Annotated in this window: 17 protein-coding genes; 7 read left to right on the plus strand and 10 right to left on the minus strand. The window is 72.6% G+C overall.

The features are described 5' to 3' along the window. Positions 1-14: 14 nt before the first annotated feature. Positions 15-647, plus strand: a complete 633-nt coding sequence (locus tag QUY26_RS15775; RefSeq protein WP_289947102.1) for a GNAT family N-acetyltransferase — start codon at positions 15-17, stop codon at positions 645-647. A 174-nt stretch (positions 648-821) separates the two neighbouring features. Here the strand turns inward: QUY26_RS15775 and QUY26_RS15780 are convergent, their stop codons facing one another. Beyond that, complete coding sequence (locus QUY26_RS15780; protein ID WP_289947105.1) at positions 822-1709, minus strand: TIGR03619 family F420-dependent LLM class oxidoreductase; 888 nt, start codon at positions 1707-1709, stop codon at positions 822-824. Between the two features lie 175 nt (positions 1710-1884). Between QUY26_RS15780 and QUY26_RS15785 the strand changes: the two genes are divergently transcribed. From QUY26_RS15785 to QUY26_RS15795, 3 genes are all read left to right on the plus strand, one after another. Next, positions 1885-3360, plus strand: coding sequence for a hypothetical protein (locus QUY26_RS15785; protein ID WP_289947107.1), 1476 nt, complete (start codon positions 1885-1887; stop codon positions 3358-3360). Between the two features lie 168 nt (positions 3361-3528). Continuing rightward, positions 3529-4491, plus strand: a complete 963-nt coding sequence (locus tag QUY26_RS15790) for a M28 family metallopeptidase (RefSeq protein ID WP_289947109.1) — start codon at positions 3529-3531, stop codon at positions 4489-4491. 195 nt (positions 4492-4686) lie between these two features. Next, a complete protein-coding gene (locus tag QUY26_RS15795) occupies positions 4687-5301 on the plus strand; it encodes a flavodoxin family protein (protein WP_289947112.1) in 615 nt (204 codons plus the stop codon). Positions 5302-5323: 22 nt separating this feature from the next. Here QUY26_RS15795 and QUY26_RS15800 read toward each other — a convergent pair whose 3' ends face one another. The 7 genes from QUY26_RS15800 to QUY26_RS15830 all read right to left on the minus strand — a co-directional run bounded on the left by QUY26_RS15800 (position 5324) and on the right by QUY26_RS15830 (position 14403). Further along, positions 5324-6325 (minus strand): ABC transporter permease, encoded by a 1002-nt coding sequence (locus QUY26_RS15800; RefSeq protein ID WP_289947114.1) that lies wholly within the window; start codon positions 6323-6325, stop codon positions 5324-5326. Beyond that, positions 6312-7265 carry an ABC transporter ATP-binding protein gene (locus QUY26_RS15805; RefSeq protein WP_289947116.1) on the minus strand — a complete coding sequence of 318 codons (954 nt, stop codon included), beginning with the start codon at positions 7263-7265 and terminating at the stop codon, positions 6312-6314. Before QUY26_RS15805 ends, QUY26_RS15800 begins: the two co-directional genes overlap by 14 nt. An 88-nt stretch (positions 7266-7353) precedes the next feature. Beyond that, on the minus strand, positions 7354-8598 hold the full coding sequence (locus QUY26_RS15810; protein WP_289947117.1) for a LolA family protein: 1245 nt from the start codon (positions 8596-8598) through the stop codon (positions 7354-7356). A gap of 354 nt (positions 8599-8952) precedes the next feature. After that, complete coding sequence (locus QUY26_RS15815; RefSeq protein WP_289947118.1) at positions 8953-10017, minus strand: CHRD domain-containing protein; 1065 nt, start codon at positions 10015-10017, stop codon at positions 8953-8955. A gap of 208 nt (positions 10018-10225) precedes the next feature. Continuing rightward, entirely contained in the window at positions 10226-11236 is a 1011-nt protein-coding gene (locus QUY26_RS15820) for a polyprenyl synthetase family protein (protein WP_289947119.1), read from the minus strand. A gap of 786 nt (positions 11237-12022) precedes the next feature. Continuing rightward, positions 12023-12829: an HAD family hydrolase gene (locus tag QUY26_RS15825; protein ID WP_289947120.1), complete on the minus strand. Its 807-nt coding sequence runs from the start codon at positions 12827-12829 to the stop codon at positions 12023-12025. A 437-nt stretch (positions 12830-13266) separates the two neighbouring features. Then, positions 13267-14403, minus strand: coding sequence for a hypothetical protein (locus QUY26_RS15830; protein WP_289947122.1), 1137 nt, complete (start codon positions 14401-14403; stop codon positions 13267-13269). A gap of 97 nt (positions 14404-14500) precedes the next feature. Here QUY26_RS15830 and QUY26_RS15835 point away from each other — a divergent pair, with 97 nt between their 5' ends. Together QUY26_RS15835 and QUY26_RS15840 are read left to right on the plus strand one after the other, a co-directional pair. Next, on the plus strand, positions 14501-15094 hold the full coding sequence (locus QUY26_RS15835) for a MarR family winged helix-turn-helix transcriptional regulator (RefSeq protein WP_289947124.1): 594 nt from the start codon (positions 14501-14503) through the stop codon (positions 15092-15094). Positions 15095-15194: 100 nt separating this feature from the next. Then, positions 15195-15572, plus strand: coding sequence for a hypothetical protein (locus tag QUY26_RS15840; RefSeq protein WP_289947125.1), 378 nt, complete (start codon positions 15195-15197; stop codon positions 15570-15572). Between the two features lie 79 nt (positions 15573-15651). On the opposite strand, the gene QUY26_RS15845 is transcribed toward QUY26_RS15840, so the two are convergent. Together QUY26_RS15845 and QUY26_RS15850 are read right to left on the minus strand one after the other, a co-directional pair. Next, positions 15652-16869: an FAD-dependent oxidoreductase gene (locus QUY26_RS15845; RefSeq protein ID WP_289947128.1), complete on the minus strand. Its 1218-nt coding sequence runs from the start codon at positions 16867-16869 to the stop codon at positions 15652-15654. 51 nt (positions 16870-16920) lie between these two features. Continuing rightward, entirely contained in the window at positions 16921-18195 is a 1275-nt protein-coding gene (locus QUY26_RS15850) for an ATP-grasp domain-containing protein (protein WP_436840339.1), read from the minus strand. 190 nt (positions 18196-18385) lie between these two features. Here QUY26_RS15850 and fahA point away from each other — a divergent pair, with 190 nt between their 5' ends. Next, positions 18386-19699 carry a fumarylacetoacetase gene (gene fahA, locus QUY26_RS15855; protein WP_289947130.1) on the plus strand — a complete coding sequence of 438 codons (1314 nt, stop codon included), beginning with the start codon at positions 18386-18388 and terminating at the stop codon, positions 19697-19699. Positions 19700-19890: the final 191 nt, after the last annotated feature.

A 19890-nucleotide genomic window follows, 5' to 3' on the forward strand; every position in this document is an offset into this window, starting at 1 on the left:
TCACCGAGTGCACAATGAGCCGCATGTCGATGACCAATACAACGAATGCGTCGAGTGCGGCCAACTCCCCGCGGCCCGCGACGCTCGACGACGCCGCGGCGATCAGCCGCACCCTGACGCGCGCGTTCGACGACGACCCGATGATGCGCTGGTTCTTCCCCGACGAGGCCACCCGCGAGGCGGGCCTCGGGCGTTACTTCGCCACCATCTTCACCCGGCAGTACGGCCGCCACGGCGTCTGCGAGCGCACCGAGTCGGCCGCCTCGTTCTGGGTGCCGCCGGGCGCGCAGGACAAGGCCGTTCCGGACGCGGAGACCGTCCAGGAGCTGACGGAGATACTGGGCGACCGCGCGCCGCTGTTCCGCGAGGCCGTCGAACTCGCCGCCGAGCACGGCCCCAAGGAGCCGCACTGGTACCTGGCCGTCGTCGGCGCCGACCCGGCGGCCCAGGGCCAGGGCCACGGCTCCGCCCTGCTCCGCTCGGGCCTCGCCAAGGCCGACGCGGACGGCCTGCCGGTCTACCTGGAGTCGTCCAAGCCGGACAACCTGCCGGTCTACGAGCACTTCGGCTTCACGGTGCTCGGCGAGGTCGCACTGCCGGGCGGCGGCCCGACCCTGTGGGCGATGCGGCGCCCCGCGGCGGCCTGAGCCTCCCTCGTACCGGCCCGCGCGCAGGGCCGGTACGGATCCACGCCACGGAACCGGGCCGGTACAGGTCCACGCCACGGAACCGGGCTGCCGGTACGGGTCCACGCCACGGAACCGGGCTGCCGGTACGGGTCCACGCCACACAAGGACGTGGACCCGTACGCGTACGGGCCCCTAAGCCCGCCGCACCCGCTCCAGCACCGCACTCCCCAGCTCCAGCGCCTCCGCAGGCTCCCGCACGCACTGCTGGAGGTCCACGAAGCAGCTCTCCGCCCCGGTGTCCCGCACCCCGCGCAGCACGGCGGCGATCTCCTCGTCCGTCGCACCCGGCTTCGGGTTGTGCCGGATCTGGCGGCGCAGCGCGTCCGGGTCCCGGCCCGCGTCCTCGGCGGCGCGCCGCGCGATCCCCCACAGCCCCGCCTGCGCCTCGGCGGGCAGCGAGACGCCGACCCACCCGGCGGCCCTGCGGCCGACGCGGGCCATCGCGGCCGGGCTGAACCCGCCCAGGTAGAGCGGCGGTCCCGAGGGCTGCGCGGGGCGGAGCCCGACGTAGGAGCGCGGGATCTCCCAGTGCTCGCCCTTGTGGCCGAAGACCTCCTGCGCCCAGATCCCCTCCAGGACGTCGAGGATCTCCTCCAGACGGGCGCCGCGCCTGCCGAAGTCGGCGTTCACGGCCGTGTACTCGTCCCGCAGCCAGCCGATGCCGAGCCCGGCGTCCAGACGTCCGCCGCTGACCTGGTCCAGGGAGGTGAGCGAGCGGGCGAGGAGCAGGGGCGGGTACCAGGGGGCGTTGAGGGTGCTCGTGCCGAGCCGGACCCGGGTGGTCGCGGTGGCGGCGACGGTGAGCACGACGAGCGGGTCGAGGAAGGTCTTGTATTCGGCCGGATAGGGATGCTCCGGGGTGTGCCCGGGGTAGAGGTCGCTGGGCTCGACCGGGGCCAGCGAGCGGTCGCCGACCCAGAGCGAGTCGAACCCGGCGGCCTCCGCGTCCCGCGCGAAGGGGGCGATGACCTCGGCGCGGGCGTGGGTGCCGTACTGCGGCAGCGCGATACCTATGTGCATGGGCTCATCCTGGCGGCGCGAGAGCCCTTCGCCCGAACAGCCCACGCCGTGAGCCGCGCCACGCCCGCCCGCGCCCGCCGCACCGGCGACTTCGCGCCGCGCGGGCACCGCCCCGCGCCACGCCCGGCGGCACGCGTACTGCCGCCACCGCGCCCCCGTTTCCTACCGTGGTCCCGTGTCCGTCGTCGAGCAGTGGAAACCGCAGCGCGACCGCCCCGTCCGTCGCGACCGCGAACAGTTGGCCCATCGGCTCCTCGTCGCCGTGTGCGCCCTCTTCGCGCTCGCCTCGCTGACCCTGGTCCCCCTCGACCTGCGGCTCGGCTGGGACGAGCTGGTCTACGCGAGCCGCTTCGGCCCCTACGCCCCCGACCAGGCGCCCGGCGTGCCCTTCAGCGCGCCCCGCACCCGGGGCGTGCCCGTGCTGCTGGCGCCCGTCGCCTCCTGGAGCGACTCGGTCGTGCTGCTCCGGATGTGGCTGACGGCGCTCGCGACCGCCGCCCTGTACCTGGGCTTCCGGCCGTGGCTGCGGTCCGTGCCACGGCTGCCGTACGTGGCGGGGGTCGCGGCCGCGCTGTACGGCAGCCTGTGGTCGGCCGTGTTCTACGCCGACGCCGCGATGCCGAACCACTACACGGCCATGGGCACGGCGGCCGCCGTCGGCCTCTTCCTGCGCCGCCGCCCCGGCCCGCGCACCTACGCGGGCATCGCCGCCGGCGTCTTCCTCGCCACCCTGATGCGGCCCAACGACGGCGTCTCCGTGGCCGCCCCGCTCCTCGCCGCCGCCCTCCTGGTGCCGCTGTGGCGCTCGCGCGGCCGCGCCCTCGCCGTGCTCGGCGGCCTCGGGGCGGGTCTGCTGCCGTGGGTGATCGAGGCGTACGTTCGCTTCGGTGGCGTAAGCGAACGGCTCAGCGACGCGAGCGAAGTGCAGGGCGGGCTGCGGTTCACGGACTCGCTCCTGCACCAGTTCACGGCGATCGACGGGCCGCTGCTGTGCCGTCCGTGCGAGGGCGACGGAGTGCGGGTGCCCTCCCTGACCTGGTGGGTGCTGCTCGCCGTGTTCGTGCCCCTCGGCCTGTGGTCGGCGCGGCGGTTTCGGCAGACGGCCACGGCAGGGTGGCTCGCCCTGGTCGTGGGGGTGTGCGCCGCGCTGCCCTACGTCCTCGTGGTGCCGTACACCGCGCCCCGGTTCCTGCTGCCCACGCACGCGCTGCTCGCGGTGCCCGCGGGGCTCGGGGTGCTCGCGGCGGTGCGGTGGGCCCGGGCGGCGCGGCGGCCCGCACTGGCCGGGGGCGTGCTCGCGGGGCTGCTCGCCGGGCATCTGGCCATGCAGGGCTCCCTCGTCAGCTCCCACTCCCGGATCCAGTCCGAGGCGCGGGAGGACTGGGTGCGGGTGGCCGCGGTCGTGCACGAGCGGGGGGTGCGGCCGCCCTGTCTGCTCGGCGGCAACACGTCGGTGATTCCGCTGGCGTACGTGGCCGGCTGCGAACCCGCCCCGCGCGCGCACGAGCGGCGGCCCGGGGACCGGCGGCGGCCCGACGTGCTGGTCCTGCGCCGGCATTCGGCGCCGACCTGGGCCAGGGACTGGGTACCGGTGGCGGTGCCGGACACCTACGCCCGCGGCTGGCGCGTTCTCGTACCGCCTGACCGGTGAGTTCCTGGCGTACGAGCGGAAGTTGAGGGCCTGGCGCGGCGATCCCGCGAACCGCTATGCGGAACACTCCGTCCGGATCCCGCTCTTGACGTGAACTCAACACCGCTCCACCATCGGGCACTCCAGGCTCATTCGGAATTCAACTCACGGAAAGCCGGAGCCCCCCACATGAGACTCTCCGTCACCGGACGCAGCGCGGCCGCGGCCGTCATAGCCGCCGCCGCACTTCTGACGACCAGCGCGATATCCACCGCCGCCACCGGATCCACCGGCACGTCCGCGCCCCCGCGCGCGGCCGCCCCGGACATCCCCGTGGCCAACGTCAAGGCCCACCTCTCGCAGTTCCAGTCGATCGCCTCCGCCAACGGCGGCAACCGGTCCCACGGCAGCGCCGGCTACAAGGCCTCGATCGACTACATCAAGGGCAAGCTGGACGCCGCCGGATTCACCACCACCGTGCAGCAGTTCACCGCCGGCGGCCGCGTCGGCTACAACCTGATCGCCGACTGGCCCGGCGGCGACGCCAACCAGGTCGTCATGGCCGGTTCGCACCTCGACAGCGTCAGCCGGGGCGCGGGCATCAACGACAACGCGTCCGGCTCGGCCGCCGTCCTGGAGACCGCCCTCGCGGTGTCCCGTGAGCAGTACAAGCCCACCAAGCACCTGCGGTTCGCCTGGTGGGGCGCCGAGGAGCTGGGCCTGATCGGCTCCTCGAACTACGTCCGCGGCCTGCCCGCGTCCGAGCGCACGAAGATCAAGAGCTATCTGAACTTCGACATGATCGGCTCGCCGAACCCGGGCTACTTCGTGTACGACGACGACCCCACCATCGAGCGCACCTTCAAGGCGTACTACTCGGGCCTGAACGTCAGCACCGAGCCGGACCGCGAGGGCGACGGCCGCTCCGACCACGCGCCGTTCAAGAACGCGGGCGTCCCGGTCGGCGGCATCTTCTCCGGCGCCAGCACCGCCAAGTCCTCGGCCCAGGCCCAGAAGTGGGGCGGCACGGCGGGCCGGGCGTTCGACCGCTGCTACCACGCGTCGTGCGACACCACGTCGAACATCAACAACACGGCGATCGACCGCAACAGCGACGCGGTCGCGTACGCGGTGTGGGGGCTCTCCTCCTAGGCCCCGGACGCAGGGCCTCGGGCGCAGCGCCCCGGACGCCTCGACGCAGCGCCCCGCACCTGGCGCCCTGCACGTAGCGCCCCACGCGTAGCGCCCGCACAGAGCACCCTGGACGGGAATGCTTGCGCGTGCATATAGTGCACGCGCAGGCATTCGCTGTGCGCAAGCAGAGCGCACGTCATCCCAGGGAGACCCATGGCCACCCGCACGTTCCTCTTCGTCCACGGCAGCGCGCGCCCCGACGGCAACACCGCCCTGCTGGCGCGCAAGGCCGCCGAGCAGCTGCCCGCGGACGTCGAGCAGCGCTGGATCGACCTCGCCGACCACCCGCTCCCGGACTTCAAGGACCTGCGGCACGACGACTCCGTGCCGCGCGCCCGGCCCCGCCCGCAGGGCGACACGGAGGCGCTGCTCCTGGACGCGACCCTCGCCGCCACGGACATCGTCATCGCGTCGCCGCTCTACTGGTACTCGCTCTCGGCCACCACCAAGCGCTACCTGGACTACTGGGACGCCTGGCTGGAGGTCCCCGAGCTGGACTTCAAGAACACCATGGCGGGCCGCACCCTGTGGGGCGTGACCGCGCTCGCCGACCGCAACGAGGCCGCCGCGGACCCGCTCGTCGGCACGCTGCGCAACACCGCCGCGTTCTTCCCGATGCGCTTCGGCGGCGTCCTGCTCGGCAACGGCACCCGGCCCGGACACGTCCTGAACGACACCGAGGCCCTGGCGCGCGCCAAGACGTTCTTCGCCCAGGAGGACATCCCGCTGGCGCAGTTCCCGTTCGCCTCCTCGGACTACAGCGAGTAGGCCCTGGACGGCGGGTCGGCCGCTAGGAGGCGATGTCCTTCGCCCCGAACCGGGCCCACGCCGCCGACCCGAACACCCCGGCGTACAGCGCCTGGAGGCCGAGGTTCTTCACCAGGTCGTCCCAGTACACGGGGTCGCGCATCAGGTCGGCGAAGGACAGCCAGTAGTGCGAGAACAGATACGGGTGGATCGCGTGCAGCTGCGGGATCTGGTCGACGATCTGGACGGTGATGAGCAGGCCCACGGTCGTCGCCATGGCCGCGATGCCGCTGCTCGTCATCGTCGACACGAACAGGCCGAGCGCCGAGACCCCGATCAGTGAGGCGGCCACGACCAGCGCGATCAGCAGGGCGCGCAGCAGCCCGTCCGAGAAGCTGATCCGGGTCCCGGAGATCGTCGTGACCTCCCCGAGCGGGAACAGCAACGCCCCCACCGCCAGCGCGGACGCCGCCACCACCAGCGTCGCGACGAGGCAGAACGTCAGCGCGGTGGCGTACTTGGCGAGCAGCAGGCGGGTGCGGCCCGCGGGCGCCACCAGGAGGTAGCGCAGCGTCCCCGCGCTCGCCTCGCCCGCGATGGAGTCGCCCGCGACGACGCCGATCGCCATCGGCAGGAAGAACGGCAGGGTCGCCGCGAGCGCCGTGAACACCAGGAACAGGCCGTTGTTGGTGACCTGAGCGATGAACGCGGGTCCGCCGCCCCCGTCGGGTCCGCCGCCGCCCACGGTGCCGCCGTCACTCGTCTCGATCTTCACGGCGATGCCCACGAGCACCGGTACGGCGGCGAGCACCGCGAGCAGCGCGAGGGTGCGCCAGCGGCGGAAGGTGAGGGACAGCTCGCTGCGGAACAGGCCGAGCGTCCAGGCGAGGCGTACGGGGCGGGGGGCCGCGGCTCGCCCCGCGGGGTGCGGGTCGGCGGGGCGCGCCTCGGCGGAGCGCGCCTTGGTGGGGTGCGCTGCGGTGGGGCGCGCCTTGTGCGCCCCGTCCGCCCCGTCCGCCCCGGCTGTCACGTCAGCCCGCGACATCGAATCCCTCCCCCGTCAGCGCGACGAACGCGTCCTCCAAGGAGGCCCGTTCGACGCCGAAGCCGCGGACGCGGACGCCCGCCTCGACCAGTGCGGCGTTCACGTCGGCGAGATCCGTGCCCGGCGGCTCGCCGGTGACGCGGTCCTCGGTGACGACCAGGTCGGCCACGCCGAGCTCCTTCAGGACGCGGGCCGCGTCGCCGGTGTCCGGGGTCGTCACCGTGAGCCGTCCGCGCGCGCCCGCCGCGAGTTCGGCGACCGGGCCCTGGGTGATCAGACGCCCCTGGGCCATCACCGCCGCGTGCGTACAGACCTGCTCGATCTCGTCCAGGAGGTGCGAGGAGAGGAAGACGGTGGTGCCGTCGGACGCCAGCTCCCGCACCAGCGAGCGGATCTCCCGCATGCCCTGCGGGTCGAGCCCGTTCGTCGGCTCGTCGAGGACGAGCAGCTCGCGCGGTTGCAGCAGGGCGGCGGCCAGGCCGAGGCGCTGCTTCATGCCGAGCGAGTACGCCTTGGCCTTCTTGCCCGCGGCGGCGGTCAGGCCGACCCGCTCCAGGGCCGCTCCGGCGCGCGCCCTGCGGGTGCGGGGGTCGGCGGTCGGGTCGGCGGAGTCGTACCGCAGGAGGTTGTCGCGGCCGGACAGGAAGCCGTAAAGGGCGGGGCCCTCGATGAGCGCGCCCACGTGCGGAAGGACCCTGCGGGCCTCGAACGGCATGGGGCGGCCGAGGACCTTGGCGCGGCCGGAAGTCGGCTCGATCAGACCCATCAGCATGCGGATCGTCGTGGTCTTGCCGGAGCCGTTGGGGCCGAGGAAGCCGAAGACGCTGCCGCCGGGGACGCTGAGGTCGAGGCCGTCCACGGCGAGGTGCTTGCCGTACCGCTTGGTCAGCCCGGCCGTCTCGATCACGCTGGCCCTGGTCCCGCCCTTGGTGCTCGGCACCGGCTTCCTCCCGTTGAACGATGGGGCGGCGGTGGGTGCGTACCGGTCCGGTACGCACCCACCGCCGCCCGCGTGGCGCGTTGAGCCCCTACTGGGCCGCGTTGGCCGCCTTGACCAGCGCGTCCTTCGTGACGGCACCGGCGTACACCGTGCCGTCGTCGGTGACGAGCGCGTTGACCAGGCGGGTCTTGAAGACCGTGCCCGAGCCGAAGTCGCCGCTCACCTTGTCGCCGAGGGAGTCCAGGAACTTCGCCGCCTCCTGCGGAACCTCGTCGGAACCGGCGCCCGACGTCGGCAGGCCCTGGCCGCCAGGAATCCTCAGCTCGGCGATGGACGTCCAGCCCTCGCCGATGACGTTCAGGCCCTCGGGCCCCTCGCCCTTGAAGTCCTCGCCGCGGTGGCCGGGCTTGTCGGCCGCGTCGCCCTTCTCGGTGACCTTCGTGCCCTTCGGCGGCTCGAAGTCGAAGGTGGCCGCGGACGGCTTGCCGAAGTCGACCTTCGTGAAGCCCGCGTCGACCACCGCCGAGCCGCCGCCGGCCGGGGACAGCGTGAACTTCAGCGGCGTGCCCGTCTTCTCGTCCACCGCGATGGTGATCTGGCCGACCGTCGAACCGGAGTCCTTCGGCTTCAGCACCAGGCGATAGGCGTCCCGGCCCGCGACCTGCGCGCTGCCGTCGACCTTCACGGACGTCGAGGACTTCTCGGCCGCCTTCAGGGCCTGCTCGGCGAACTCCTTGGGCGTGGCGGGAAGTTCCTTCGGCAGGTCCTTCCGGTCGCCCTTGCCGTTCTTGTCGGCGTGGGCGCCGCCGTCCTTGGAGTGGTACGCCTCGTTCGACGCGCTGTCGTACGCCCAGACGTCGTCGCCGTTGTGGATCAGGCTGTACTCGGCGGCGTCGTCGAGCACCGACAGCTTCTGCTTGTCGGGGCCGTCGACCGCGATCCGCAGGGTGTGCGTGCCGGAGGCCAGCTCCATCAGCTTGGCGCTCGGGTCGGCCGCGCTCTTGCCGTCCTTGCCGCCCTCACCGTCCCCGCCGCCCGGCGCGAAACCGCCGGTCATGCCGGAGCCGAACGACGGCAGGCCCAGGTCGGTGCTGATCTTCACCGTGCCGGAGAGCTGCTCGGTGTCCGACGCGGCGATCTTCTCGATGAGTTCCTGCGCGGTGATGTCCGGCAGGTCCGGGTCACCCGAGGTGGCGAGCGCCGGGACGAGCCCGATGGTCGCCGCGGCCACCCCCGCCACCGCGAGCGGGACGACATAGCGCACGGCCTTGCGGCGGCCCGCGCTGAGCTCGTCTGCCTCGGTGGTGTCCTGCTCCGGTTCGTACGGTGCCATTGTGTGCCTTACCTCCGTCGTCGGCGGCGGCGATTCGTTCCTCGCGTGCACTCGTCCACCCCGCGCCGCCATTCTCACCCGAATTGGTCAGGATGTGGTTGTCGGTACCGGTCTTCGTCTGTCTCCATCCGACCAAATCGGCCACGCGGAAGCGTCAGACCCCGGGAGCAACTCCGCGTACTGCTCTGGGATGACAAAAAGGGGCGGCACCTCCCCCGTCCCGTAAGGGGAGGCGCCGCCCGGGAGGGTGACGGTCGGTACGTCACGGGGGAGTTCCGCACACGCACGTCACTTGGTCCCGACACTGGTCCGGACACCGGCCCCGATCTCACTCCGAGGCCGTATCCGCAGCTCTCAGCGCTGTACGAAGACGTAGTCGGCGCCGTACGGCACCGCCACGACCTTGCCCTTGGCGCAGCTGCCGGACGGCTGGACGCCGCCCACCGTGTTCAGGCGCAGGATCTCGGTCGTACCGGCGAGCAGCCCGCGCTTCTTGCCGACCTGCTTGGCCTTCAGGTCGAGTTCGGCGATGTTCTTCGCGCCGTTGGGCGTCTTGGAGATGAGCTTGCCGGTGAAGCCGCTGCGGTCGGGGGCGACCCAGCGCGGGGTGCCGGAGTTCGGCGCGACGAAGTCGTGGGCGATGCGGCCGCCGAGGGTCGCGCGGACGTCGCGCTGCTGGAAGGTGAAGCCGCCCGAGCCGTCCTCGGCCTTCTTGCACTGGTAGATCTGCTTGCCCTTGACCACGGACGCCTGGAAGCTGCGGGCCGCCGCGTCGAGGGAGACGTTCGCGGTGACCTTGTGGAGCTGGCCGCGGACGGCTCCGCCGGGGAACTCGGCGGTGTGCAGGTTGGCGTAGAAGCCGTTCGGATTCGCCTTGAGCCGCTTGAGCAGGGCGGCGTCCGTGACCTTGACCGTACCGGTCACGCGCTGGTGCTCGGCCTTCGCCAGCAGCTTGGTGAAGTCGACCTTGATGCCGCCGTTGGTGCCCTTGACGCCCTGGTGGATGTGGAGCGCGGTCGGCTTGGCGGTGCCGCGCCACTTGACGGTGACGCTGACCTTGTCGCCCTTGACCTTCACGAACTGCAGGGCCGCGCCGTCCTTGTCCCCGACGGCGGGGCCGCCCTGCACGGGCACCTCGTTGGCCCCGTTCATGCTGGCCACGAAGAGGGAGCCGCCGCGGGCCGCGGTGCTGCTCCGCACCTCGACGGCGTCCCCACCGTGTGCGCCGCCGTGCGCGGCGCCCTGGGAGCCCTGTGACTCGCGCCCGCTGTCCGCCGTCGCGGGCAGGACGGCGGCGGCCACCCCGGCGGCCGCGGCGACCGCGACGCCGGTGACGATCAGGGTGCGACGACGGTTCTTCGCGGAAGTGCGGTTCCTCGCCGAAGTGCTGTTCTCCGTAGAAGTGCTGATAGCGCCCATGAGATGAAATCTCCCCGTTCCTCAGCCGACGCCCCCTGCGTCAGCTTCTGGGCATGAGTACGGAACGGGTCCTAGCCTGGACTCAATCCAGGCCGAGAATCATCAAGTGACGTACGTCACACACCGGCGCGGCACGCCTACGTCACACACTGGCGTCACGCACTGGCGTCACGCATCGGGCGAGCGAGCGGTGTGAAGCCCCGAGCCGTCATCCCGCCCGGTGGACCACCAGGTCACAGAGCTCGACCAGTGACGCCTTGGCGTCGCACTCGGGCAGCGGGGCCAGCGCGGCCCGAGCCTCCTCGGCGTACCGCACCGTGTCCCGCCGAGCCAGCTCAAGAGCCGGATGCACCCGCAGCCGGGCCAGCGCCTCGGCGTGCCGTGCGTCATCCGTGAGGTCGGAGTCGAGCAGCTCGCACAGCGCGACGTCCTCCGCGAGCCCGAGCCGTTCGACCCGCTCCCGCAGCCGCAGCACCGGCAGGGTGGGAATGCCCTCCCGCAGGTCGGTGCCGGGCGTCTTCCCGGACTCGGTGGACTCGGACGCGATGTCGAGGACGTCGTCGGCGAGCTGGAAGGCGACCCCGAGCCGCTCCCCGTACTGCGTGAGCACGTCCACGACCGTCTCGTCGGCCCCCGACATCATCGCCCCGAACCGGCAGGCGACCGCGACCAGCGAACCGGTCTTGCCCGCGAGCACTTCGAGGTAGTGGTCGACGGGGTCACGCCCGTCGGACGGGCCCGCCGTCTCCAGGATCTGCCCGGTGACGAGCCGCTCGAACGCCTCGGCCTGGACCCGGACGGCCTCGGGGCCGAGGTCGGCCAGCGTGTGGGACGCGCGCGCGAACAGGAAGTCACCGGTGAGGACCGCGACGGAGTTGCCCCAGCGCTGGTTGGCGCTGGCCACGCCCCGGCGCACATCGGCCTCGTCCATCACGTCGTCGTGGTACAGCGTCGCGAGGTGCGTCAGCTCCACGACCACGGCGGACGGCACCACACCGGGGGCGTAGGGATCGCCGAACTGCGCCGTGAGCATCACCAGGAGTGGCCGAAAACGTTTGCCGCCCGCGCGCACGAGGTGCTGCGCGGCCTCCGTGATGAAGGGGACCTCGCTCTTGGTGGCCTCGAGCAGGCCTTCCTCGACAGCCGCCAACCCGGCCTGGACATCGGCTTCGAGAGCCTGGTCCCGCACGCTCAGCCCGAAGGGCCCGACGACGGTCACGAGGGGTTCTCCTGTCTGCTGACGATCACAAGTCGATCACTCGGTCGATCATTCGTCGATGACACGGTTTGTCGATGTGTCGCTGCCATCACTCAAGTCAGCGTATCCGGTCGCCTTTCGATCACAGCGAGCGCCTGCCCGAGCAGAGGAGACCAGCGTGCCCGATAGACATGGAATGACCGAAATACTCCACAGAGGACGATGTGCCCCGCATGGAGGGAGTAATACCTCCCCCATCGGCCCCCGCCCGCCACCCGCTCCGCCCCTCTCCCCCTCCCGGCACACCGCCGCCCCGCGAGCCGAGCCCCTCCGACCCTCCGCACCGCCTCCGCCGCACCCCGCCCACCCGACTCCGGACCCCACCGGCGGCCGGTGACGTCATCCGGCCAGAGATCCGGCGTGTGTACGTTTCCGGCCATGGTCCAGGACCAGGGCCCCGGCCCCGGCCCCGGCCCCGGCCCCGGCCCCGGCCCCGGCCCCGGCCCCGAGAGGCTGACGGGTTGGGGTTGTCGTTGCGGTTGGGGTTGTCGTTGCGGTTGGGGCTGGTGCTGGGGCTGGGGCTGGAGACCAGGCACCTGGTGGGTCGGGAACCGAGGCGACTGGGGGCCTGGGGCCAAGGCACTGGGTGGGCCTGGGGCCAAGAGGTCAGGCGGGCCGGGGGCGGGGCGGGGGCGAGGGGCCACGCGTGCCAGGCGGGCCAGATGGGACAGGCGGGCCGAGGCCAAGAGGCCAGGTGGGCCGGGGCCCAGCGGCCAGCGGTGGTCCGGGGGCCACTCGCCCTCCCCCTCACCCCAGCAACCGCTCCAGCACCACCGCGATCCCGTCCTCCTCGTTGGACGCGGTCAACTCGTCTGCCACCGCCTTCAGTTCATGGTGGGCGTTGGCCATGGCCACCCCGTGCGCGGCCCACACGAACATGGGGATGTCGTTCGGCATGTCCCCGAACGCGATCGTGTCGGCGGCGCTCAACCCCAGCCGCTCCGCCGCGAGGGCGAGCCCCGTCGCCTTGGTGACTCCGCACGGCTGGAGCTCCACGGTGCCGGGCCCCGACATCGTCACGGTCGCGAGCGACCCCACGGCGTCCCTGGCCACCGCAGCCAACTCGTCGTCCGCGAGCGCGGGGTGCCGCAGCAGCACCTTGCTGATCGACTCCTCCCACAGCACCTCCCGCCGGGGCACCCGCACAGCCGGCAGCGTCGGATGCGGCATCTCGTACCCCGGCTCGATCAGCGTCAGGCCGTCGACGCCGTCCTGGTCGACCGCCGCGAAGACCTGCCCGACCTCGGCTTCGATCTTCCCGAGCGCGGCCTCGGCCAGCTCCCGGTCCAGCGTCACCGACCACACCATGCGGCCGCTCCCGGCGTCGTACAACTGGGCGCCCTGCCCGCACACCGCGAGCCCGTCGCAGCCGAGCTCCTCCAGGAGCGGGCGCACGCGGGGCGCGGGGCGTCCGGTGACGACGAGGTGCCGTGCGCCGCCCTCGCTCGCGGCGGCCAGCGCCCTGCGCGACCGGTCGGAAACCGTGTCGTCACAGCGCAGCAGGGTTCCGTCGAGGTCAGTGGCGATGAGGGCATATGCGAGGGGAACGGCCATGATCCGAAGAATACGGATCTGACGCCGGTCGGTAAGCCGTGTGGCAGGAGCTGTGACGGTTCAGGTGCGCCGGGCGCACTCCCGGCAGACACCGGGGTGTGGGCCCGGATACGCCCGGTGACGCGCGCCCGGGACACACCTGTGCGCTGGTCCCGCCGACCCGCTCCCGGTTCACCGGAACGAGGCGGCCCCGGATCGCCCCCGCCCGGACGGGCTCCCGGACCGTCCCCGCATCACCAGATTCACGCGGAATCTCCCCACGGCCGCGCGCACCCCTTCACGCCGGTCCCGAACTCCCGCACGCGGGCGGCCAGTCCATGCCCTCCCCTCCCCTCTCCTCCCCTCTCCCCTCCTCTCCCCTCCTCTCTCCTCCTCTCTCCCCTCCTCGACTCACCTCCCGCCCGGCCCGCCGCCTCCCCCCTTCGGCGCACCTCCGATCAGTCCGCAACCCCAGCCGACACTCCCGCCACGCCCCCGCCCGCGTCGAGGCGCGGTATGCGGCGCTGTGCCGCGTGCGCCGCCGCCGGATAGCGGGGGTCCGGCCGCAGGGCGTACTCCCGCAGGCACGCCTCCGTGAACTTGATGACGTGCTCGTCGCCGTGCTCGACGGCCCGGGCGCCGAGCTCGGCGAGCGGGGGCAGGTCGTCCGCCTCGGCCCGCCAGGCCGCCGACTCCTCGTCCCGCCGGTCGGTGGTGAAGGCCAGGAGGAAGGTCGACTGCACCTGCCACAGGCGCGCGAGCGTCGGCTCGTACAACTCCCTTGGCAGGTGCGGCAGTACGAGGCGGGCGGCGGCGGGCGCGGTGAGGCCGTGGACGAGGGGCACCGGGAAGACCTCGGGGTGGCCCAGATACACGTCGGCGAACTGCAGCGTCATATCGCTGAGCAGGCGGGACGCCGGGTGGGGCGCCAACCACTCCAACGACTCCGTGTACCCGGGGAGTCGGTCGAGGGATTCGATGCGGCCGAGGGCCACGGACGGTCCGCGCGGGCCGTCGAGCGGCACCCGGGGCAGCGCGGCGACCGCCGCCGGGACAGTGTGGGGGCCGCGCAGGGCGGGGCTGCCCGGCAGCACCCGGTGGCGGGCGGCCCAGTACGCCAGGCCCCTGGCCAGCTCGTCGAGCTGGAGGCGCGTCGGCTTCTCCCCGGCGGCGGAGAGGCCGCGCACCGCGTGCGCCGTCCGGATGAGGCCGTGGGTCAGACCGGCGAAGAGGCCGGGGAGCAGCCGCGGCCACCAGCGGGCGAGGACGTCGCGCCAGGGCGCGGTGGCGAGTTCGCGCGCGAACAGCCGTTCCCAGTCCCCCGCACGGCCGAAATCGCCCAACGCCGGCCGCCACGACGCCTCGTCGGCGGGATCCAGAGCGAAGCGCGCGGCTGGAGGCTCATGGTGGTCCAGGGCGCGGCGATAGCGCCCGATCCAGCGGGCCACCTCGTCGCCGTGGCCCAGCACCGCGACGGCCTCCGCGCCCATGGGCCCGTGGTTGGCGAGGTCGACGCCGACGCCGCGCTCGTACCCGAGGTCCTCGAGTCGTTCCAACGCGTCATTGACGGCTTCGTAGTAACTGATCGACGTCATGCCTCACACACCTTCAGAAAGCTCGCGTCCCCCACAGGGCTCGTAACACTTTGGATACCCGAACAGTTCGGCAATCCAAACCAACTACACTCGCGGAATGCAGAGCACGCAAGAACCGGAGAGCCACGGACCGGAGGGGCGCGATCCGGAGGGGTGCAATCCGGAGGGGCGCGAACCGGAGAGCCTCGGACCGGAGAGCCTCGGACCGGAGAGCCGGAAACCACACAGGTATCCGCTCACCCCCGTCGAGATCCGGATCGTGGGGCTCGTGCCCCTGCTCGAGCCGTACTTCCGGGGTGCCGCGGTGAGCGCGCTGATGCCGGAGCCGCTGCGCGAGGCCATGGACAGCCATGGCCTGACCCCGCGTCACGGCGCGGTGCTGCCCCAGCTCCTGGCGGCCGACGGGCCGTTGACCGTCAGCGGCATCGCCGACCGGCTCCAGGTGTCCCTGCCGACGGCGAGCGAGCTGGTCGGGGGCCTCGCGCGCGCGGGCATCGTCACCCGCGCCCCGGACGAGACCAACCGCCGCCGGGTCCTCGTGTCCCTCGCCGAGGAGTACCGCCCGCTCCTGGAGTCCTTCGTCGCCCGCCGGGGCGAGCCGCTGCTCCGCGCCCTCGCGGGGCTTCCGGCCGAGCAGCGGGAGGGGTTCATGGCGGGGCTGCGGGCCTGGGTGCGGGAGGTGCAGCGGTAGCGAGGGGGAACCGTTCACGCCGCGCGCACGTCGCACTGGGGCAAGCCGGCCTTCCGTACGCGGGAAGGCCTCCGTACGTCACCTGGCACGAAGGAACGACATGACTCTCCGTCCGGCCCGCAAGCTCGCCCTCACCACCGCTGCCTCCGCCGCGCTGCTCACGGCGCTGCTCACCTGGCAGGCATCGGCCGCGGACTCGGACGGCACCGGCCGGGAGTCGCGCCCGGGCGCGGGGGCCTCGGTGTCGGACACGAAGTCCGGCGAGGAGTCCCGCGCGACGCCTGGCAAGGGCTCGGACGCCGCGCCCGGCAAGAGGGCCGATGCCACCCCCGGCAAGGGCTCGGACGCGGCAAGCGGCAAGAGCTCGGACTCCACCAGGAGCGAGGCCGAGCACAGCGGGAACGCCAAGGCTGATTACTGGACTCCGGAGCGCATGCGCGAGGCCCGGCCCGCGCCGATGCCGGTGCTCGATCGCTGAGGCCGACCGGGCCGGGCGCTCCGGGCCCGGCTCTCACACCCCTCGGTGTCCCACTCTCACACCCCTCGGTGTCCCGCTCTCACACCCCCCGGTGAGCCGCCGCCAAATGCCCGGCAAGCCGCGGCGAGGCGAACTCCGTGCCGCACACGAACCGCATCACCGGCCCGTACGACGACCCGGCGAGCATGCCCGTGAAGTACAGACCGGGGACTGAGGAGACGTACCCCGCGCCCAGCTTGGGCGTGCCCCGGCTGGTGGCGAGGCGGGCGCGCAGGCCGTGGCCGAGGAAGCTGAGGGCGGCGAGGTCCACGCGGTAGCCCGTGGCGGCGATGACGTGGTCGGCCGCCAGCTCCCGGGCACGGCCGCCGAGGGTCTCGACGCCGATGACGGGGCGGCCGTCGCGGGTGCCCGCGGTCACGATGCGCCGCACCTCGCGCGCCTCGACCTTCCGCTCGAACCGCTCCCGCAGCCACCAGGCGCCGAGTGGACCGAGGACACGACGGGTCAGGAAGTGCCGGGCGGAGGCGGGAAGGTGGCGGTACCCCCCGGCGTGGTAGCTGAACGCGTACAGCGACCAGGCACGGCCGAAGGGGGACTCCGGTCGCAGCTTCGGCTGGTCCCACGGCGGCTGGCCGAAAGCGACCGAGCGCCGCCCGCGCGCTACCACCCGCACCCGCGCGCCGGCCTCCGCCGCGAGCACCGCCGTCTCCAGGGCGGACTGCCCGGCGCCGACGACCAGCAGGTCCTTCTCCGCGTACCGCGTGAGGTCGTGGTGCTGTGCGCTGTGCGAGACGGGGCCCGCGGGCGAGGGGCCGTCCGGCGCGGCCGCGGCCAGCTCGGACGGGAGCCACGACAGGCCGGACAGGCCGGTGGCGACGACGACCGCGCGGGCCGTGAACTGCTCCCCGGAGTCCAGCTTCAGCTCGAAGCCCCCGGCCGGGCGGGGGTCGACGGAGACCACCCGCACCCGCTCCAGGTCGGGCACGATCTTCTGCTGGAACCACTGGCCGTATCCGACGAACGTCTCGACGGGGATGATGTCCTCGTCCGTGACGAGGCGGGGCAGGCCCGCCGCGTCGCAGTAGTCGACGAGGGTGTGGCCGGGCTGCGGGGCGTCGATGTTCGACGCGGCGGGTGTCGACTTGAGGAGCATCCCCGCGGGCATGTGCGACTGCCAGCTCACCATCGGCTCGCCGAACACGCGCACCGGGATGCCCCGGGCCCTCAGATGTGCCGCTGTGGACAGGCCGTATGGGCCCGCTCCGATGACGGCGACCGGTTGCGTTGTTTGATTCACGAAGTCCCTCCCCGGAACGTGCTGTGCGCCGTGCCGGCGCACGGCGCACCGTCACTTCGTGGTCGTGCCGCCGCGGCGGTTGGTCCGCCACAGCTGGAACAGATGCTTCGCTCCTGGCCGTACGAAGCGCGCGAGCATGGTGAAGGCCGGCAGCATGTCGTCCGCCGCGAGCCACGCCAGCTCCGTGCCGCTGGCACGGGACGGCGCGTGGGGTGTCACATAGCCGCTGCGGCGGTAGGCGAGATAGGCGGGCAGGTCGATGTTCTCCACGACATAGCGGTGTCCCGCGCGCTGCTCCCCCTCGGGGACGGGACGGCCGGTCAGATGCAGATGCATCGCCCGGACGACATCGATCCCCGACTCGCTCTCGAAGAGGCGGAACTGGGCGCCCATGCGTGGGTTGAAGTCGAGCAGTTTGTACCGACCGTCGCGGCGGTCGAAGCGGAGGTCGAGGTCGATGACTCCGGTGAAGCCGATCTCTTTGATGAAACGCGCGGCGAGGTCCGCGAGTTCCGGGTTGTCGACGACGTACGCCGTCGCCGTCATCCCCGCGTGCGGCGGCCAGGAGCGTACCTTCACGCCGGTGAACAGGGTGAGAGGGGTCGAGTCGGCGTCGAAGTAGGCGTGCACGACCCAGTCCTCGGCCTGCTCGCGCGGCAGGTACTCCTGGAGGATCACGCTGGGCCGCTCTCCCCAGCCGCGGGCCAGCTTGAGCAGGCCCGCGGGCGTGTTGATGCGGGTGGTGCCGTTCACGGCCGGCTGTTCGCGGCGCTGGAACGCCTCCCTGTTCTTGGCCACGACCGGGAACCGGGCCGTCGCGGCGAACTTCTCCACATCCTCCTGGTTCTGCGGGCACACCGAGGCGGGCGAGGCGATGCCGTGCTCCACGCACAGCTCGTGCAGCCCCTGCTTGCTGGCGAGGCGCCGCGGCAGCGCGGGCGCCACCGGCGGGAACAGGAACCCTCCGAAGTCCGCGTCCCTCAACTCCCGCTGGTTCTCGGCGATCAGCACCGCCGCTTCCTCGTCCGTGGGGATCAGCACCGTCGGCCTGCCGATCCGCCGCCCGATCCGCAGCAGCCCCTCCACCAGATACGCGGGACCCTCGACGCCGGTGGTGGGCCACGGGAAGGCACGGGTCAGATAGCGGGACACGGCCGCGGGCGTGTACCGGTCCTCGGTGATCGCGTACATGGGGATGCCGAGGCGTCCCAGGCTGCGGATCGCCCCCACACCGCCGTGATGCAGCGGATAGTCACCGAACTTCACGATCAGTCCGGGCACTTCACGGTCGGGCCTTGACGCCAGTCCGCCGCTGGAAATGGTCACGGGTCCCCCCACGTGTCCGTCTGCGCCTGACCGGACCACCCCTGTCCGTGTCCCCCAAAGGAAGCTATGCAGGAATTGCCTGTTCCACTCCTGGTTTATCCGGACATTGCTAACTCTTTAGACACTGCCCCCGGCGAGGCTTCCCACGTAACGTGTGGGGCACTCAGATTGGAAAGCGAGGCAGGCACGCATGTCCGAGCAGAACCCGCTCGACCTCCCCGAGGGCGACCCCTTCGGCCCGCACAATCTTCCGTACGGAGTCTTCTCCCCGGCCGGGTCCGCCACGTCCGCGTCCGGGACGACGCCCGGCTCGGGGCCTGATTCGGGGCCCGGAGCAGCGGCCGGTTCCGCCTCGGACGGCCGTCGGGTCGGCGTCCGCATCGGTTCGTACGTCCTGGACGCGGGCGCAGCCGCCGCCGCCCTCGGCTCCCCCTATGTCTCGCTGCTCGCCCAGCCCACCCTGGGCCCGCTGCTCGCCGCGGGACGCCGCACCTGGAGCGACGTCCGCCGCGCCCTCACCGCCTGGGTGACGGTCCCCGCCCACCGCGACGCCGTCCGCCCGCTGCTCCACCCCCTCTCCGACGTCACCCTGCACCTGCCCTTCGAGGTCGCGGACTACGTCGACTTCTACGCCTCCGAGCACCACGCCTCGAACCTGGGCCGGATGTTCCGCCCCGACGCGCCCACGCCGCTCACCCCCAACTGGAAGCACCTGCCCATCGGTTACCACGGCCGGTCCGGCACCGTCGTGGTCTCCGGCACGGACGTGGTGCGCCCCACCGGTCAGCGCAAGACGCCCGCCGACACCGCGCCCGTCTTCGGTCCGTCCACGAAGCTCGACATCGAAGCCGAGGTCGGCTTCGTCGTCGGCACGCCGTCCACGCTGGGGACCCCCGTGCCCCTCACGGACTTCCGCGAGCACGTCTTCGGCCTCTGCCTCCTCAACGACTGGTCCGCCCGCGACCTCCAGGCCTGGGAGTACGTCCCCCTCGGCCCCTTCCTCGGCAAGTCCTTCGCCACCTCCGTGTCGGCCTGGATCACGCCCCTGGAGGCCCTGGACTCCGCCCGCGTCGCCCCGCCCGCGCGCACCGAGCCCCTGCTCCCCTACCTCGACGACTCCGCCGAGTCCGTCGCCGACGAGCCCGGGGGCTACGACCTCCGCATCACCGTCTCCCTCAACGGCCAGGTCATCTCCGAACCCCCCTTCTCCACCGTCTACTGGACCGCCGCCCAGCAGCTCACCCACATGACCGTCAACGGCGCTTCCCTGCGCACCGGGGACCTCTACGGCTCCGGCACCGTCAGCGGGCCCTCCCCCGAGCAGTTCGGCTCCCTCATCGAGCTGACCTGGAACGGGCGGGATCCGCTCGAACTTCCCGACGGCAAGCGGACGTTCCTCGAGGACGGCGACGTCGTCACGATGACCGCGTGGGCCCCCGGGCCCGGTGGGACCCGGGTGGGCCTGGGCGAGGTCACGGGGCGGATCGCGGCGGCGCGAGGCTGAGGTGGAGGGGCTGGGGGCCTTGCCGGGGGCTCCCCAGTCCCGCCCCTTCCCGAAACCGGGGGCTGCGCCCCCGGGGCCCCGCTGATCGGCGCTCAGCGCCTCGTCCTCAAGCGCCGGACGGGCCGCAATCAGCCCCTCATGGGCCCCTGCTCCTCAAGAGCTTGGGGGAGTTCGAGGAGCGGGGTCCGGGG

Origin of the sequence: Streptomyces flavofungini (genome assembly GCF_030388665.1) — a bacterium.
Classification (GTDB): Bacteria; Actinomycetota; Actinomycetes; order Streptomycetales; family Streptomycetaceae; genus Streptomyces; species Streptomyces flavofungini_A.